Source organism: Wolbachia endosymbiont (group A) of Cephus spinipes (genome assembly GCF_964026895.1).
Taxonomy (GTDB): domain Bacteria; phylum Pseudomonadota; class Alphaproteobacteria; order Rickettsiales; family Anaplasmataceae; genus Wolbachia; species Wolbachia pipientis.
The window spans coordinates 275,206-292,490 of sequence record NZ_OZ034713.1; the positions used below are offsets into that span (position 1 = coordinate 275,206).

The 17,285-nt window shown below is 34.6% G+C and carries 13 protein-coding genes and 1 tRNA gene; 10 read left to right on the forward strand and 4 right to left on the reverse strand.

The window, feature by feature from the left end; genetic code table 11:
• Positions 1-58: 58 nt before the first annotated feature.
• Positions 59-3,133, reverse strand: coding sequence for an efflux RND transporter permease subunit (locus AAGD59_RS01350; protein WP_265027921.1), 3,075 nt, complete (start codon positions 3,131-3,133; stop codon positions 59-61).
• A gap of 175 nt (positions 3,134-3,308) precedes the next feature.
• On the opposite strand from AAGD59_RS01350, the gene AAGD59_RS01355 reads away from it, so the two are divergent.
• Positions 3,309-4,049, forward strand: a complete 741-nt coding sequence (locus AAGD59_RS01355) for a hypothetical protein (RefSeq protein ID WP_015589513.1) — start codon at positions 3,309-3,311, stop codon at positions 4,047-4,049.
• A gap of 3 nt (positions 4,050-4,052) precedes the next feature.
• Here AAGD59_RS01355 and AAGD59_RS01360 read toward each other — a convergent pair whose 3' ends face one another.
• The gene (locus AAGD59_RS01360) at positions 4,053-4,790 is read right to left on the reverse strand and encodes a glutamine synthetase (protein WP_015589514.1); all 738 of its coding nucleotides are present in this window, start codon (positions 4,788-4,790) and stop codon (positions 4,053-4,055) included.
• Between the two features lie 322 nt (positions 4,791-5,112).
• Between AAGD59_RS01360 and dnaA the strand changes: the two genes are divergently transcribed.
• A complete protein-coding gene (gene dnaA, locus AAGD59_RS01365; protein WP_010962298.1) occupies positions 5,113-6,495 on the forward strand; it encodes a chromosomal replication initiator protein DnaA in 1,383 nt (460 codons plus the stop codon).
• Positions 6,496-6,522: 27 nt separating this feature from the next.
• Here the strand turns inward: dnaA and AAGD59_RS01370 are convergent, their stop codons facing one another.
• A complete protein-coding gene (locus AAGD59_RS01370) occupies positions 6,523-7,797 on the reverse strand; it encodes a metallophosphoesterase (RefSeq protein ID WP_341812937.1) in 1,275 nt (424 codons plus the stop codon).
• Positions 7,798-7,987: 190 nt separating this feature from the next.
• Between AAGD59_RS01370 and AAGD59_RS01375 the strand changes: the two genes are divergently transcribed.
• From AAGD59_RS01375 to AAGD59_RS01410, 8 genes are all read left to right on the forward strand, one after another.
• Positions 7,988-8,075 (forward strand) — tRNA-Leu (locus tag AAGD59_RS01375).
• 29 nt (positions 8,076-8,104) lie between these two features.
• Positions 8,105-9,187: a GTP cyclohydrolase II gene (locus AAGD59_RS01380; protein WP_015588756.1), complete on the forward strand. Its 1,083-nt coding sequence runs from the start codon at positions 8,105-8,107 to the stop codon at positions 9,185-9,187.
• 72 nt (positions 9,188-9,259) lie between these two features.
• Positions 9,260-9,940 (forward strand): virB8 family protein, encoded by a 681-nt coding sequence (locus tag AAGD59_RS01385; protein WP_015588757.1) that lies wholly within the window; start codon positions 9,260-9,262, stop codon positions 9,938-9,940.
• Positions 9,927-10,727: a P-type conjugative transfer protein VirB9 gene (gene virB9 / locus AAGD59_RS01390; RefSeq protein ID WP_015588758.1), complete on the forward strand. Its 801-nt coding sequence runs from the start codon at positions 9,927-9,929 to the stop codon at positions 10,725-10,727. The genes AAGD59_RS01385 and virB9 overlap by 14 nt, the downstream gene beginning before the upstream one ends.
• A 16-nt stretch (positions 10,728-10,743) precedes the next feature.
• Positions 10,744-12,240 carry a TrbI/VirB10 family protein gene (locus tag AAGD59_RS01395; protein ID WP_015588759.1) on the forward strand — a complete coding sequence of 499 codons (1,497 nt, stop codon included), beginning with the start codon at positions 10,744-10,746 and terminating at the stop codon, positions 12,238-12,240.
• A gap of 1 nt (position 12,241) precedes the next feature.
• Positions 12,242-13,234, forward strand: coding sequence for a P-type DNA transfer ATPase VirB11 (gene virB11, locus AAGD59_RS01400; protein WP_141456834.1), 993 nt, complete (start codon positions 12,242-12,244; stop codon positions 13,232-13,234).
• Between the two features lie 30 nt (positions 13,235-13,264).
• A complete protein-coding gene (locus AAGD59_RS01405; RefSeq protein ID WP_077188467.1) occupies positions 13,265-15,268 on the forward strand; it encodes a type IV secretory system conjugative DNA transfer family protein in 2,004 nt (667 codons plus the stop codon).
• 121 nt (positions 15,269-15,389) lie between these two features.
• Positions 15,390-16,238, forward strand: coding sequence for a P44/Msp2 family outer membrane protein (locus AAGD59_RS01410; RefSeq protein ID WP_141456832.1), 849 nt, complete (start codon positions 15,390-15,392; stop codon positions 16,236-16,238).
• 164 nt (positions 16,239-16,402) lie between these two features.
• Here AAGD59_RS01410 and prmC read toward each other — a convergent pair whose 3' ends face one another.
• Entirely contained in the window at positions 16,403-17,242 is an 840-nt protein-coding gene (gene prmC, locus AAGD59_RS01415) for a peptide chain release factor N(5)-glutamine methyltransferase (RefSeq protein WP_010962305.1), read from the reverse strand.
• Positions 17,243-17,285 lie beyond the last annotated feature (43 nt).

A 17,285-nucleotide genomic window follows, 5' to 3' on the forward strand; every position in this document is an offset into this window, starting at 1 on the left:
TTATAGCTCCAACGGGCAAAGAACACTATCTTAAATGTTAAATGATTGCTAATTTAAGTCAAGTTTTTTCATGTTTTTGTATAACAAGCAACGCAGGAGTAAAGAATAAAGTTAAAACCGTTGCAGCCAATATTCCACTTGCTATGGTTGTTGAAATGTCAACCCACCACTGGCTTGATGGAGCATCATATGTGATTTGTAGCGTAAAAAAATTGATATTTAACCTGGTAATCATCGGTATTAAACCAAGAACTGTGGTTGCAACGGTAAGCAATATTGGCCTAACGCGAGAAATTGCAGCGTTTATTACACATCGCTTGATGTCATTTTTGTGTACCTTAATTTGGTGATGAAAGGCATCAAGCAATAGTATGTTATTATTTACTATAATTCCTGCCAAAGCAATTATCCCCACTCCACACATAACAACTACGAAAACTTGTTGGATAAGAAAGAAAACAAAAAACACACATGTTGTGGATAAAAACACTGCTGTCATTACGATAAATGTATGGTATACATTATTAAACTGTGTCACTAATACCAATATCATTAGTGTAATCGCTAATATAAAAGCCTTTAACAAAAATGCTCCTGATTTTTGTTGATCTTCTTTGTCGCCTTTAAAATCAATTTTTACTCCCTTGTCCCAATCCTGGGCAATAGAATTCTGAATGAACTTTACTCTTTCATCAACAAGATAGCCAGTATCAACGTCAGCAGAGATTGTCACTGTGCGTAATCCATCAATCCTGTTTAGTTTGTTTACCTTTTTTTCGGGAGCATATTTTACTATATTGCTCATAGGATACGGGCCATTAACTGTATTGATAAAAAGATTGTCTATAGTCTTCATGTTGCGATCCTTTCCAGGGAAACGGAGTACAATATCGATTTCTTCATCCGTGTTATTTGGTCTATATTTTCCAATCAACACTCCATTTGTAACCATCTTTATAAAATCGCCAATGGTTGCAACACTTACTTCAGAGCTTGTAGCCTTATTCTTATCAACACTCATATTCCACTCTATTTCAGGTGCTGATCTGCTATCTTGAATATTTATAAACCCGGATGAAGGTTGGTTCATAATTTCTAGAATTTTCTCTGCTGCTAAATTCAAACTGGATGCACTCCCGCTGAGGTTGATTTGTATTGGCTTGTCAGCCGACGGTCCTGGCTTTTCCTCTTGAACATTAATTATTATTCCTTTCATGTCTTGCACACTGCTCCTTATATCATTTAGTATGTGCTTAGCTTTGCGCCTGAAGCGCCAATCCATAAGTTCTAGTTGTATTCTGGCGATAACGTTGTCTGAAAATGCTCCTGATCTAGCATAAGAAACATGAATTTCTTTTTCAATGCTCAAAATGCGTTCTTCCACTTCTTTGAGTATCAGATCTCGTGCTTTGGCTGATAAGCTTTCTTTTGCTTTAACACTGATTAAAATATTATCTGAATCCACTTTCGGAAAAAACTTTACTCCAGGACCAAAAGTAAAGTACAGCACACTAAATGAAAACAAAACGAATACAGTAGCACATACGAATTTTTTAGGATGATCCAAAACCTTCTCTAGCATTCGTACGTAAGCTCTTATTATAGGCCCAGCATTTTTTATTTCACCACTTTCGATAGCATTCATTTTTTCAATTTCTTCCTTTGAAGTTACTGATGGCTTTCCAAAGATTGCACCAAGTGTTGGTATAAAAACCAGAGCCATAATGAGCGATCCGGTTAAAGTTAAAATTATTGTAATTGGTATATACTGCATGAATTTTCCCACAGTATCAGGCCAGAGTAGTAAAGGAAAAAACACTGCCAATTTAGTTAACGTTGATGATAAGACCGGATAAAACATATCACGAACTGAAGTGTGAAAGGCTTCTACTTTGCCCATTCCGCAGATCATCTTTCTATCGGCATATTCGCTGATCACAATTGCATCATCAACCAGCATGCCAACAGCCATAATAAAACTGAAGAGCACAACGATATTTAAGGTTATACCCATAAAGTAAAGAGCTATTATCCCAATGAGAAAGGAACCGGGTATCGAGAGTGCCACAAGAATAGCAATCCTTGTTCCCATAGAAAGCATCATTATGATCAATATTAACAACACAGCAAATATTATGCCGTTTTCCAAGTCATCAAGCACATCGCGGACGTTTTTTGACTGGTCGTTTAAGTACACCACTTTTAAATTTTCAGGTAATTGATCTTTTGCCTTATCCATTAAGTATTTTACTTGATTTACTGTGTCTATTATGTTTTTTCCGTTACGTTTTGAAATTTCTAGCACGACACTAGGTAATCCATTAATGCGAGCAAACCCTTGGTGATCTTCAAACCTAGGGTATACTTTTGCTATATCTTTTATTCTCAAAACTGCATCGCCTTGAGATCTAATAGGAATATTCATAATATCTTCTATATCTTTTAGTAATCCTGATATTTTAATCGAATATTTACCGGTGTCATTTTCCAGTGATCCAGCTCCCACTAGTCTATTATTGCTTGATATAGCTTGGAATATTTCGTTTGATTGAATGTTATATTTTGTTAGAACTGTGGGCTCAATTATAACTTCCACTGTTTCTTTACGCATACCCGCCACTTCAACTTTGAGAACATTTGGCAGAGATTCTATTTCTTTCTTTAGCTTGCGTGCTATTTCAGTTAAGGCTCTTTCTGGCAAATTACCAATTAAGCCGACATTGAGTATCGGAAATAAGCTCAAGTTTATTTCATTGATTATCGGAGATTCCGCTTCAACAGGTAACTTCGATTTTATGTTTGAAAGCTTTGAACGAACATTATCGAGCACTTCTTTATTATCATACTCTGTTCCAAATTCGAGTATCATGTGAGCACCATCATTAGTTGCAAAAGCTCTCAATTCTCTTACACCTTCGATGGATCTTAGTTCATTTTCTATAGGAAGCACTAATAGCTTTTCACTATCTTGAGCAGAAATCCCAGGAAGTCCAACAAACACGCTGATTATAGGAATCTGTATATCAGGATTGCTTTCCCTTGGCATTTTTACATAAACGTATGAACCGAAGATAAAAATTACTATAAGTAATAATACCACCGCCCTGTTTCGCTCTATGAGTAAGCTCTGCATGTTGAATGTTAGCTGAATATGTGTGTTTGTACAATATTATAGTCGAGATACATTGCATATTAATTAATCCTTGTGTAGCTTTAAAACTTTATGCAAATAATTAAAATTTTCGCAAAATTGCAAGTATAAGAAAATTCCTGTATAATAATTCTAGAACAGTATTTGAGAGGTTATTATGGTGGCAATTCTAAATATAACAAAAGGCAAAAATAAAGTTATTGTGTCTGGATTAGCTGGAGCTTTATCAGCTTTAATATTTTTAACAGCAATCCACATTGCCGCAAAGATAGCCATTATCGTTTCTGCTGCTGCAGTTACTTACTTATTACTTTCGCTGATTCATAAAATAAGAACTAAAAAAGAACAGCCTGAAATTACTGGTGTTTCAGGAGAGAAAGTTTCAGAAGATGAAGGGTATAGCAGTGTTGATGAAGGTGAAGAAAAAGATACCGCAAAAGAACCAGAAAAAACTGAAACTGAGTTAGAAGAAGAAATAATAAGGAAAAGAGCACAAGAACGCATGGAGAAAGGATCACTTGGTGGTCCTATAAATGCGTTTGGCGAACCAATTCATGTGACTATAGATGCTGAAAATAGTAATCCTGTTGATTATACAAAAACTATGGTAGTGCCTGAGGAAATTATTCTTAGCATGCTAAATGATAAAACTCTTACACAAAATAACTCTAGCTCTATAAAGAATCAGATGAAACCTCTTCCTGAGCACATGGATGTGCCTGGTAATCCACTTCCTGGGCAAGTGTTAAGCAATCTAGAGCTTGAATCTAAAAGCACGCAGAAACTATCTGCTTTAGACTTGCTATTACAGTGCAAAAATGTAGATAATGATGTAAAAAAAATGCTAAAACAGCCAATTACCCAAAAGGGGTTTAACGGATTAGGATTTGATAGATAGTTGTTATATTAACCTCTCCATCTCATATTGAGGATCAGATGCAATGCCGTAGACCCTATTTGGCGGAGCAATTTTGTTCTCTATACCAAAAACCATACCTTCAATTATTGCTGTGAGTACTTTTTCAAGGTCACAATCTGCTCCGGGAACGCGGTGCTCTAGGCGGCATCTTTTGAAATCGTTGCCAAAATAGGGAATTCTTATCGCAGCAGTTCTGTTATTTACTCCCCAACTAATCGTAGTTGGAGTGTGAATATCCGGATACTGAAATCTTAAATATGAATCATCATTTGGAGCAAAAAACAACATATGTTTTTTCATCATTGCACATAATCCACCAATACTATGAATCAGATAGTCACTGTACTTTTGCTCATTGATATAAAATAAGTTACCGTTATTTGAATTCACGAGATTAACATGCACATTTAATGCACTGCCTGCTCTATCCAAATAAGGCTTTGCTTTAAAAGAAACATTCCCACCTAGTTTTTGTGCTGTTTCAGTAAGTGATTGTTTTGCTAACTCAAAATGCTTAATTAAATTGTAGGAGTTCGTATAACAACCACTTTTTATCTCATACTGATGTGTAGAATTCTCCTTCTCGCAAGAAAATTCAAGAGATGCTATTTTATTTTTGATGCTATTCAGAAATAAGTATTCTTTTTCTATTCCTTCAATGTAAAACTCTAGTTCAATACCTAATACAGCATAACAACTCAAATTACTTAATATAATCATAAATTTGCTTCAGTAAATCTATATTAGGTTAGCTATATTTATATGAATACTTTACTTATTTGCCAGTAAATTTAACATCTTATTTATACATAATGTATTACTGTTTTTGCATGCTTCTAATCCTCGATACAAGCGACATTTACAAATTTTTCATTTTTTTGAAATAAAAATGATCAATTTTAATGTTTTTATACCCTTTACAACCCATCAAAAAATCACCATAATTTTTAGTATGTATTAAGTAGTATTAGCTTTTCATTTTGCAGTAGGCTATTGATTATCTTATATTTTTCTAATTATTGCTTTTTTCTTGGTGTGGTATATGAACTTAACTAGCCCTAAGGTTTCTACTATGTTTTTTGATCAGATTATTACAGTAACGGATCACAATGTTACTTGGGAAAAAATCCAAAATTGTCTTTATAATCTTTATGGAGAAGCAACATATAATAGCTGGCTGAGTTCACTAAAATTTGTCAGTAGCAGAAATGGGGAAGTTCTTTTATCCGTGTCAACAAGGTTTATAAAAGAGTGGATTACAGTTCATTACATGAAAAAAATATTATCATTATGGCAAAGCGAAGATAAAAGTATACGTTCTATTGATATTCAAGTAATTGAGGAGAGGAATTCAAATTTTAATGTTATACTAAAAAACAGAGAGGAAAGTAATCATAATCTTGGTTCGCCGCTGGATCCAAGGTTCACCTTTGATAATTTTGTAGTGGGAAAGCCAAATGAATTAGCATTTACGGCGGCAAAGCGTGTGGCAGAATCTATAGATCCAATATTAGGCAGCAATCCTTTGTTTCTATATGGTGGAGTGGGACTTGGTAAAACACATCTAATGCATGCTATAGCTTGGCACATAGTCAATTCCCCATCAGCAAAAAGAAAAGTGGTGTATTTATCAGCAGAGAAATTCATGTACCAATATATTACAGCGCTGCGAAGCAAAGATATTATGTTATTTAAAGAGCAATTTAGATCAGTAGATGTATTGATGGTAGATGATGTGCAATTTATCAGTGGTAAAGATAGTACACAAGAAGAATTTTTTCACACTTTCAATGCATTGATAGACCAAAATAAACAATTGGTTATATCAGCTGATAGGTCTCCTAGTGATCTTGATGGAGTGGAAGAAAGAATAAAATCACGACTCGGTTGGGGGTTGGTGGCAGATATTAATGAAACAACTTTTGAATTAAGGCTTGGTATATTGCAGGCAAAAGTGGAGCAGATGAATATGTATGTTCCGAAAGATGTCCTAGAGTTTTTAGCAAGGAACATAAAATCTAATATAAGAGAATTAGAAGGAGCATTAAATAAGGTTACCCATACCTCATTAATTGGAAGAAGTATGACGGTAGAATCAGCTAGTGAAACCCTAATCGATCTTCTTAGGTCAAATCATAGGTCAGTCACAATAGAAGAAATACAAAAGAAAGTAGCTGAATTTTTCAATATAAAGGTTGCAGATATGCAATCCAATAGAAGGCTTCGCAGTCTTGCAAGGCCAAGACAAATAGCTATGTATTTTGCCAAAAAATTTACGCAAAAAAGCCTACCAGATATTGGGAGAAACTTTGGTGGCAGAGACCATGCTACTGTTATACATGCAGTAAAACAAGTAGAAAATTTTATAAAGACCGACTCAAAATTTGCTGATGAAATCAATCGATTAAAAAAAATGTTTAAGTAGCGTTTTTAAAATAGCTAATAACAAATCCTAAAATGAATCGACTATAGTTTTAATCCGTTTAAGTTTAAAATCTTCTGTTAGCTTCGCAGAATACATTTCCTTATTGTGTTGATTATAGAAGGTAAATTCGTGATCATCTAAATTTAGTATTGCAAAGCCAAAGCCAAAAAAGTTTCTAACCTCGTGTGCTAAGTAGTTTTTACCATTTAAATAGTCAAATTCTACATTTTGATAAACAGATTCTTGATCTTGAGCGTGTAATGATGCACCACCGTTTCCAACTATAATTTGGTCTGGAACATTATCCATTAATAAAATCTGGGCTATATGAATGTGGCCAGAAACTATGGTAGTAACATTGCTTGGAAATTTATCTCCAAAAGCTTCGATTTGTGTAAGATTACCATGGCTTTTTAATGTCAAAAATTCTTTTTTTGGAGATCTCCAAAGCGGTTTATGAGTTAAAAACCACATGGGCTTGTCAGAACTATTTTGTATCAATTTATCAAATTGCCTCTCAAAAGCATCAATTGTGCTTTGGGTTGTAAAAATATCCTCACCGGATGAAGAGTCGAAGATAAAAAATTTCATCGGTCCAGCATCTAAGGACCAACTAGAAACGAAGTTTCCACATTTTTCAGACGAAAAGGGGTATGAATCTAGATACCTGAACCATCCTTCATAAGCTCTATCACAACTCTCATGGTTTCCACGAACAAAAAGGAAAGGGGATTGTGATAAAATATCCTTTGCAGGCTCAAACCAATCAGCGTACCAAACTTCTTTATTGTATCCATAAATATCGCCACACTTTTTTGTATTTCTACATTTTGTTTGTCTATAATGATAATCACCAACATGGATAATTAAATCTGGTTTATGAAGGGCGATTGAATCTAAATTTTTTTTTAAAGGCCAGCTATCTACCGAATTACATTCCTGCTGAAATAACATATTTATTCTACAGCCCGTGTCACCAATGAAAGCAATTTTATTAACCTTTTTTGGTAATATAGGAACCCGTAGATTCTCAATACTAATGTTTTTGGCACTTGTTTGTACTGTCAGTTCACAAACTGTTTCGTTATGATCACCATTGTTAATTGAGCTGCGATTCAGCATTTCTGTTTCCTCGCCATCAACATAAACAATGGGACACATGTCATTGTCCGTAATTGTGCGTATGCTTAGTTTATTTTCTGGGATAACTTGAGACCATGTGTATAATATTTGTGCATGGACGAAATGAAAGCTAGTTATAAGAGAGAGAGCTAAAAAAATAAAGATATTAGCTATATTCATTTGTATAAAAACCTAAGTTAAAAATTAGTAGTAAGGTTATCTTAAATGATTAAAATTTATAATCACAAAATTCATAATCAAATTATACAAACAATTTCTAAATTATTCTAGTATCAGATTGACACTCTAGATGAAAAATTCTAAAATGATTAAGTAATTTAAAATAATTATATAAAAACTAGAATATAGTGCGGCCGTGGTGGAATTGGTAGACACGCAGCGTTGAGGTCGCTGTGGCTCATAAGGCCTTGGAAGTTCAAGTCTTCTCGGCCGCACCAGTTTTTATCGCTGTTTAATATGGGTAAAAATGTTTATAGGAAATCAGAGTAGCAATAAGGTAGAAAGAGCTATCAGCGAAATCAGGCGCGGTCGGCCAATTGTAATATATGATGAAAGTAATTACCTATTGTTTGCTGCTGCTGAGGCTTTAGAAAGAGATTTATTTAATCAATACAAGCTTACATCAAGTAATGTATATGTTACTTTAACTTCAAGTAAGGTAAAATACATATCTCAGAATAAAGAACATAACAGCAAACGTCTGTTGGTGAATAATTTTGATGAACTGCTCTATTTAATAAACTGTTCAAAGGAAGATTGCATAAAAGAGTTGCAATGCTCAAAGACAATAGATGAATGTGCTATTGCCTTGCTTAAGTTCTCAGAATTATTGCCATACGCGTTAGTGGCTGATATGACTTTTGAGAATAACCATGAAATGCGAAATTGGTGCGAGAAAAATGACGTTATTGCACTGGACACGTCATTCATAAATAATTTTCAAGAAAATCAGGATGTATATGAAGTGTGCAAAACATCATTATTTTTAAAACAGACTCAAGAAGTAAATATCATATCTTATAGAACCGAAAGTGGTGGAAGAGAACATCATGCAATTATCATTGGCAATCCAGATAAAGATGACGAACCATTAGTGAGAATTCATTCTTCGTGCTATACGGGTGACTTGTTAGATAGCTTATCATGCGATTGCAGAAGTCAGTTACATCAAGCAATTCAAATGATAGCTGACTTTGGAAGTGGTATTATATTGTATTTGATGCAGGATGGAAGAGGTATTGGTTTAACTAATAAGTTAAGAGCATACAGTATGCAAAGAGAACATAACCTTGATACTGTTGATGCAAATAGAATATTGGGTTTTGAAGATGATGAAAGGAGTTTTGTTGTTGCAGCTAAAATGCTTAAGAAATTGAACATTAACAAAATCCAATTACTTACAAACAATGATAGGAAATTGTCAGAATTGGAAAGTAGTGGTATAGAGGTTACAAAGTGTCTACCACTTATTGTGGAACGTAATAAATATAACGATTCATATATGGAGACAAAGTTTGGTAAGCTAGGCCATAAGTTAAGAGTTTTTTAGCTTTTTTGTTGTAACTACTTTGTTAATTTGCTATGTTTATTAACACAAGTTAAGATTTTTAAGAATATTAAAATGCTAAGATTTTTTAAGCGAGAGAAAAGTACTGAATCGTTAGATAAGGATATAAATTGGAATTCAAACCGCTACAGCACAGTTATTGCTCAAAGGAATATTCTACTTTTATTTGCGTTAATATTATTAGCAACGATCTCTATCAGCATATTAGTCATATTTAAAATTAGCACAAGTAGCACTATTGAGCCATTTGTTATAGAAATTGACAAGAAATCTGGAATAGTGCAATTGGTTGATCCTGTCACAGTAAAGCAGTATTCTGCAGATGAAGCGCTGAACGATTATTTTATTTCAGAGTATATAAAAGCAAGGGAGGTTTTTGATCCATATCATTATAATTATAACTATTATACAAAGGTGAGGTTGTTTTCCTCATCTAATGTGTATAATGAATTTAGAAATTATATAGGATCGCAGAATATGGATGATCTTTTTAATTTATATTCAGATACCAAAAATGAATTTAAAATTCGCTCGATTCAAAAATTGGGTAACGATGCTCTTCAGGTGAGGTTTTTTGTGGAATTTATACGGAAAGATGGAAGTTCCACAAGAAAAAATAAGATAGTTATTATGTCATATAGATATGCATCGCTTGAAATGAATGATCAGCAAAGATATATTAACCCATTAGGGTTTCAAGTTATTTCATATAGAGTAGATGATGAATATGTATAGGATATTATTAGTTTTAGTTTTACTTGTAAGTAGCAATTTAAACGCATCCATTAATTATAATGAACCTATTTCTGTAGATAGTAGAATAAAGACTTTTGTGTATAGCCCTAATGAAGTATTTACGGTGGTTTTTAGTCAGGGTTACTATTCTTATATTGAATTTGCGGAAGGAGAAAAAGTTAAAAATATCGCTGTTGGTGATGCATCAAGTTGGAAAATTAATCCTTATGACAATAAATTGCTTATCATGCCATTTGAAGTTAGTAGCCGCACTAACATGATTATTACGACAACTAAAAAAAGAAATTACATTTTTGATTTAATCTCAAGGCCAAACTACGATAAATACCTGGACACTAATGCTAAGAAAGTGGATCACGATTATTCTGCTGAAAAGGATATATCTTACGTAGTACGTTTTTATTATCCTCAAGAAGAAGGTGAATTTGATGTTGATTTAGATGAGGTTTCTTTACCTACTCAAATGCAGTATACTACAGACAAGCTAGAAAAAATAATACAAGAAAATGATACGAAGTATAATTATACATATATTGATGAAGGTGGTAATGCGGATATAGTTCCGATTGAGTTATTTGATGATGGTTATTTAACCTATTTAAAATTTAGAAATAATAATAAAATACCTCAGATTTTTGTAGAAGGGGAGGATAAACCTTGTAAAAGGCTGTTATTTGATGATTATGTTATAATAAAAGGGGTACATAAAAAGCTATTTATGCGTTATGAAGATGATGAAGTTGAAATTATAAATAGGTCACTTTAGCTGTGGTACATGCAATATGAATAAAGAAAGGCGTAACAATTCAGAAGATGAGTCAGAAATAGAGAACAAGGTAGTAACAGTTGGCTCTAATCAAGGTCATAGGGCATTGATGGTTATGATTTTAGTGCTTCTGGTTGGTGTAGTGTATTATTTCTATTTTAGTCCTTCTCATAAAGAGGATTCAGAAGTTATTAAAAAAGAGGAAACAAAGCAAAACGTTCAAGAATTTAAAGGAAAGTTGGAACAAGTTCCAGATAATGTAATAGTTCCAGAAAGAATAATAACCGATTCCTTACCACCCTTACCTCCTCTTCCTACACCACAAATCGTACCAGAAATAAAACAAATTAAAAAAGAAGAAGAGAAACCAAAAGAAACCCCTGTGTCAAATATACCTATTTTGCCAAAGCCAAATTTTCCTTCTAGTAATGTTATTAGCAATTTACCTACCTCGTTTCCTACAATAGGGGGCGGAGGTTATCCTAGAGACAGACGTAGTGCACAAATGTTAACAATTTCAGGTAGTAGTGGAGAGAACAAGGCTGCTGATGCTATTTTATCCGACACTTCAGCACAGTCGAGCAAAGCTACCAGAGTAGGAAAGCTTGGTTTAATGATTACTCAAGGTAAAATTATTGATGCTGTTCTTGAAACTGCAATAAATTCTGATCTGCAAGGAATGCTGCGTGCTATGGTGAGTAGAGATGTTTATGCAGAAACTGGTGATACAGTTTTAATACCTAAAGGCTCAAGATTGATAGGTAGTTATTCATTTGACTCGAATGTTGCTAAATCTCGTGTAAATATAAACTGGAATAGAGTGATTCTGCCACATGGAATAGATGTTGCCATCTCATCACTTAGTACTGACGAGCTTGGTAGAGCAGGGATAGCGGGAATAGTTGATAATAAAATAGTAAGTGCGTTATTCTCTTCAGTGGCACTTGCTGGTGTTTCAATTAGTTCGGCTGTTATAGGGCAAAAGGCTTCTAATCTTATCGATGCGCTAACTGCCATGGATGCAGTGAAGTCTATTACTGCAACTGAAATAGATATTTCTTCTCTCAAAGGGGCTATTGTTGAGAGATTGGAGGATGCTATAAAAACTGAAGTTGGGAAGGTAGGAGACGAAAAATGGAAATTGGGTCTTAGGGCTATTGAAAAAATTCGGAATGCTAAAAGTGATCAGGATTTACTGAGAATAATAAAGGAAGAAATAGTAAGTGTGATAAAAAGTTCTGGAGCTAGTGGAGTTGATGCAATTACTAGTGACAATATCGGTATAACTTTAGACGATGTACGTCAACTGTTGAGGCAAACTCAGAAAAGAAGCAAATCTGTTTATGATGAAGCAATCGGGAAATCAATCAATGATTTTTCTAAAGACATGCGAGATATAGTGGGCAGATATACAGATAAAAAACCAACTATTTATGTTGATCAAGGCACTGCATTGAAAGTATTTGTTAACCAAGATATAGTATTTCCTCCACAGGCAATATTAAATCAATGAAATGAACTATGCTGCACTTGATACATATTTGGAGCCATTACAGGGCATATTTCAAGAAGAAGGCGTAAATGAAATATCAATAAATAAGCCAAAGGAAGTATGGATTGAAAATCGTGGTGAAGTAAGGTGTGAAAAATTAGAAATATTCGATCTTAACCATTTGAAATCTCTTGGCAGACTGATTGCTCAAGCTACAGAACAAAAGCTTAGCGAAGAAGCGCCGTTACTTTCGGCAACATTACCAAATGGTTATCGTATACAGATAGTATTTCCGCCAGCATGTGAGCCTGATAAAGTAGTCATGTCGATTCGTAAGCCTTCTAGCATGCAATTAGCACTCGATGATTACGAAAAAATGGGGGCTTTTTCTGAAACTGTTACAGAAGCAACTGATAATCCAGTTGACCGTCATTTGGATTTACTGTTAAGGCAAAAAAAAATAAAAGAGTTTTTAGAATACGCTGTAATAAGTAAGAAAAATATTATAATTAGTGGTGGAACTTCCACTGGTAAGACTACTTTTACTAATGCTACTTTGCGTGCTATTCCAGATGAGGAAAGAATTATTACTGTTGAGGATGCAAGGGAAATCGTTTTGAACGATCATCCCAATAAAGTCCATCTAATTGCCTCTAAAGGAGGGCAGGGCAGAGCAAAAGTAACCACTCAAGATTTGATAGAAGCGTGCTTACGTTTAAGGCCAGACAGAATAATAGTTGGTGAGCTCCGTGGAGCGGAAGCTTTTAGTTTTCTTAGGGCGATAAATACTGGTCACCCTGGATCAATATCAACCCTTCATGCGGATAGTCCAACAATGGCCCTTGAGCAAATAAAACTGATGGTTATGCAAGCAAACCTTGGCATTCCTCCAGACCAAATTATACCATACATTAGAAATGTGATTGATATTGTTATTCAGCTAAAAAGAACCGGTGGGGGCAAAAGAAGCATTTCTGAGATATTATTTACTAGATCTGCGAGCGAAAATGCTTAAATTTATACATAAGTTAAGGAAGAGTAGTTTATGAGTAATGGAAATCACCTACGTAATATTCTCATAGGAGGTGTAGTAGCTTTTAGCGTACTTGAGTTTTGCTTCTATCTATCTGGTATATTGTTTGTTCTGTTTGCTGATGGTCCGGATGCTGTGGATTTTAAGGCAATTAATCCTAGTTTGACGCCTTTCCCTCAAGCTCTTTGGCCAACGATTTTTGATCATATACAATATTGTTGGCATCATCCAGAGTTATATAGCCTTGAGCTCAAAATCACATTAATTATATCTTCTGCACTGCCTATCATTGTTTTAATGATTATCTTATGGAATTTAAGAGAAAGGATAATTGAGTGGCGACCATTTAAAAAGAAGGAATCACTTCATGGAGATTCGCAGTGGGCATCAGAGAAAGACATACGAAAAGCAGGATTAAGAAGCAAAAAGGGATTATTGCTTGGTAAAGATAAAAGAGGATACTTCATTTCTGATGGGTTTCAGCATGCATTGTTATTTGCACCTACAGGTTCTGGTAAGGGTGTTGGCTTTGTAATTCCTAATTTATTATTTTGGACTGACTCGGTAATTGTACACGACATAAAATTAGAAAACTATGAAATAACAAGTGGTTGGCGAGAACGACAAGGACAAAAAGTATACGTATGGAATCCAGCGCAGCCAGATGGAATAAGTCACTGTTACAATCCATTACAATGGATTAGTGAAAAACCTGGGCAGATGGTTGACGATGTGCAGAAAATAGCTAACCTAATCATGCCTGAACAAGACTTTTGGCAGAATGAAGCAAGAAGCTTATTTGTTGGAGTGGTATTATACTTACTTGCTGCACCAGAGAAAGTTAAATCTTTTGGTGAAGTTGTGCGTACGATGCGTAGTGATGACGTGGTTTATAATCTTGCTGTTGCTCTTGATACAATGGGTAAAATACTACACCCTGTAGCATATATGAATATTGCAGCTTTTTTACAAAAAGCTGATAAAGAAAGGTCAGGTGTTGTATCAACCATGAACTCATCACTTGAATTGTGGGCAAACCCATTGATTGATACTGCAACTGCGTCAAGTGATTTTAATATTCTAGATTTTAAAAAGAAGAAAATTACAGTTTATGTTGGTTTAACTCCTGACAACTTGACTAGGCTCAGGCCTTTAATGCAGGTTTTTTACCAACAGGCAACTGAGTTTTTATGTAGAAAATTGCCATCGGATGACGAGCCTTATGGCGTATTGTTTTTAATGGATGAGTTTCCTACACTTGGAAAAATGGAGCAATTTCAAACAGGTATTGCATATTTTCGTGGTTATCGAGTTAGGTTATTCTTAATTGTTCAAGATACTGAGCAGCTCAAAGGAATATACGAAGAAGCAGGGATGAACTCCTTTTTGTCAAACTCGACTTACAGAATAACTTTTGCAGCCAATAATATTGAAACAGCTAATTTAATATCGCAACTTATAGGAAACAAAACTGTACAACAAGAATCGTTGAATAAGCCTAAATTTTTAGATTTAAATCCTGCTTCAAGGTCATTACATATCTCTGAAATACAGAGAGCATTGCTATTGCCTCAAGAAGTTATTATGTTGCCACGTGACGATCAGATAATTTTAATAGAGTCGACTTACCCAATTAAATCAAAGAAAATTTTGTACTACAGTGATACCACCTTCACAAGAAGGCTGCTCAAACAAACTCGTGTGCCTACACAAGAACCATATGACCCAAACAAAGTTCTTTCTGCCGCTGCGAGCAAAGATAAGGTTAATAACGAGGGGAATAATGTTCTTGAGGGACCTAATTCAGTTGATTATCCTGCTGAAACTAAAACCGAAGATGCAGTATATGATGAATCAGATGAATTTGCAGACGAAGATATTGATGATGAAGATATCGACGATAAGTTTGAAGATGATGACGAGGAAGATGAGGATAGGAGCGATGATGGGTTTGATGACGAAGAAGAGGAGGATGAATTTGAAGATGAGGATAAATTAAAAAATGACGAGAAGTAAGGTTAACTTTGCCTATTTTTAGCTCAGAAAAGTGCAAGTTATGCAAATAATTAGCTTTTTCATATTAAGCCATTTTTAATTAATTAGTATTAGATTAGCTATTTTAACTAGGGGAGTAGTAATGATTAGTAAAAAAACATTAGCAGTTACAGCATTTGCTTTATTGTTGTCACAACAATCTTTTGCAAGTGAAACAGAAGGGTTTTACTTTGGTAGTAGGTATTACGGTCAATATTTAAATAACACAAGCGTACTAAAAACAAGCACTACAGGTATCAAAAATTTGTCTATAAATGACAGGGGTGCTCAGAACACAGAAGGTCAGTCACTAAGTGAGTATAAAGGAGATTATAATCCACCTTTTGCTGCAAATGTGGCATTTGGTTACACAGGAGAATTGGGTAACAACAGCTATAGGGCTGAATTGGAAGGGATGTATTCTTCTGTAAAAGTGGATAATATTGGTTTAACAAGTAGCCAAATAACTGTTTCATACCTAAAGGAGACTGGTGAGGATCCTAATAAAGAAACTTATCTCTATAGTGCTGCAGTTAGTCATGACCAAATTGAGAACATATCTGTAATGGCAAATGTTTATCATCATTGGAAAAGTGACCGTTTCTCTTTTTCTCCTTACGTTGGTATTGGGATCGGTGCAACAAGAATGACGATGTTTGAAAAACCGTCAATAAGACCCGCAGGTCAATTAAAAGCTGGCTTTGACTATCGCATAAACGAAGATGTAAATATGCATATCGGATATAGAGGTTTTGGTGCTATTGGTAGCGATATTAAGCTTACAGCAAAAAGGTTAGGACAAGTGGTAGACGACCCTAATAATGATAAAAAAAAGAAGCTTAATCCTAGCTCAGGTAGCAAAGTAACTGAGGAAATAAATATAGGTAATCAACTATTTCACACACACGGTATAGAGGCTGGTCTTACTTTCCATTTTGCCAGCAAAGCTTAAACATGTTGCCCTTTAAAAAATGCATAAAACCGTTCCTGTCGTCCTATGGCTTGACCATAGGATCTAGTTAAATATAGATCCAAGTAGTCACGCTACTTGGATGACTAGGTAGAGGGTACTGGGATGATATAGGATAATATGGGATGAAGGCAAAAAAACATTAGCTATGTTCTTTTCACAACAATGCATCTCTTCATTCCCGCTAAGTCATATACATATTCCTGAAAAGCTAATTCGTATGAGGGGATTATTTTGTCAATATTGCTTTGATCTTCACCTATCTCCAATATCGCAAACCCATTTTTTTTAAGGCACTTTCTCAATATTGGAAAAATGCTCAAATAACAGCTCAAACCATCAATACCACCATCAAGGGCAATTCTTGGTTCCTTTTGCACTTCAGCTTGCAAGTCTTTCAATTTGCTTCTTTTAATATATGGAGGATTACTGATTATAAGATCGAATGAACCTCTGCACTCTGTCCACGAACTTGGAAATATTTTGGCTCTGCTGAGAAGATCATGTTTTTTTGTGTTCTGATAGGCAACTTTATATGCTTCCAAGCTTTTTTCAAAACCGACGCCAACAGCATATTCATACTCACTAAGTACGGATATCAATAAACAACCTGTGCCTGTACCAAAATCTGCAATTTTTAGTTTCTGTTTTTTGTTTGGGTAATATTTTAACACTGCTAGGATTATTGTTTCACTATCTGGCCTTGGATCTAAAACATGCTGGTTAACTATAAAATTTTTACTCCAGAATTCACGATTACCTATTATTTGCGATATTGGATATCTTTCCGCTCTTTTTTTTGTTAATTTCCAAAATAAAAGTTCTTTCTCCATCGGCACTTGATCAGCATGGTTCACAATTATAAATGATCTTTCCACTCCAAGTACGTGCTGCATGATGATTTCACAATCTAAATGTGGTGATTCAACTTTATGTGACGATAATAACTCCGATCCTTCTTGAATTAAAGTGCTGATTGTTTTCATTATTCTAAAAATATGTTTCTTTCAGCCAAAAATAGCAAGATGA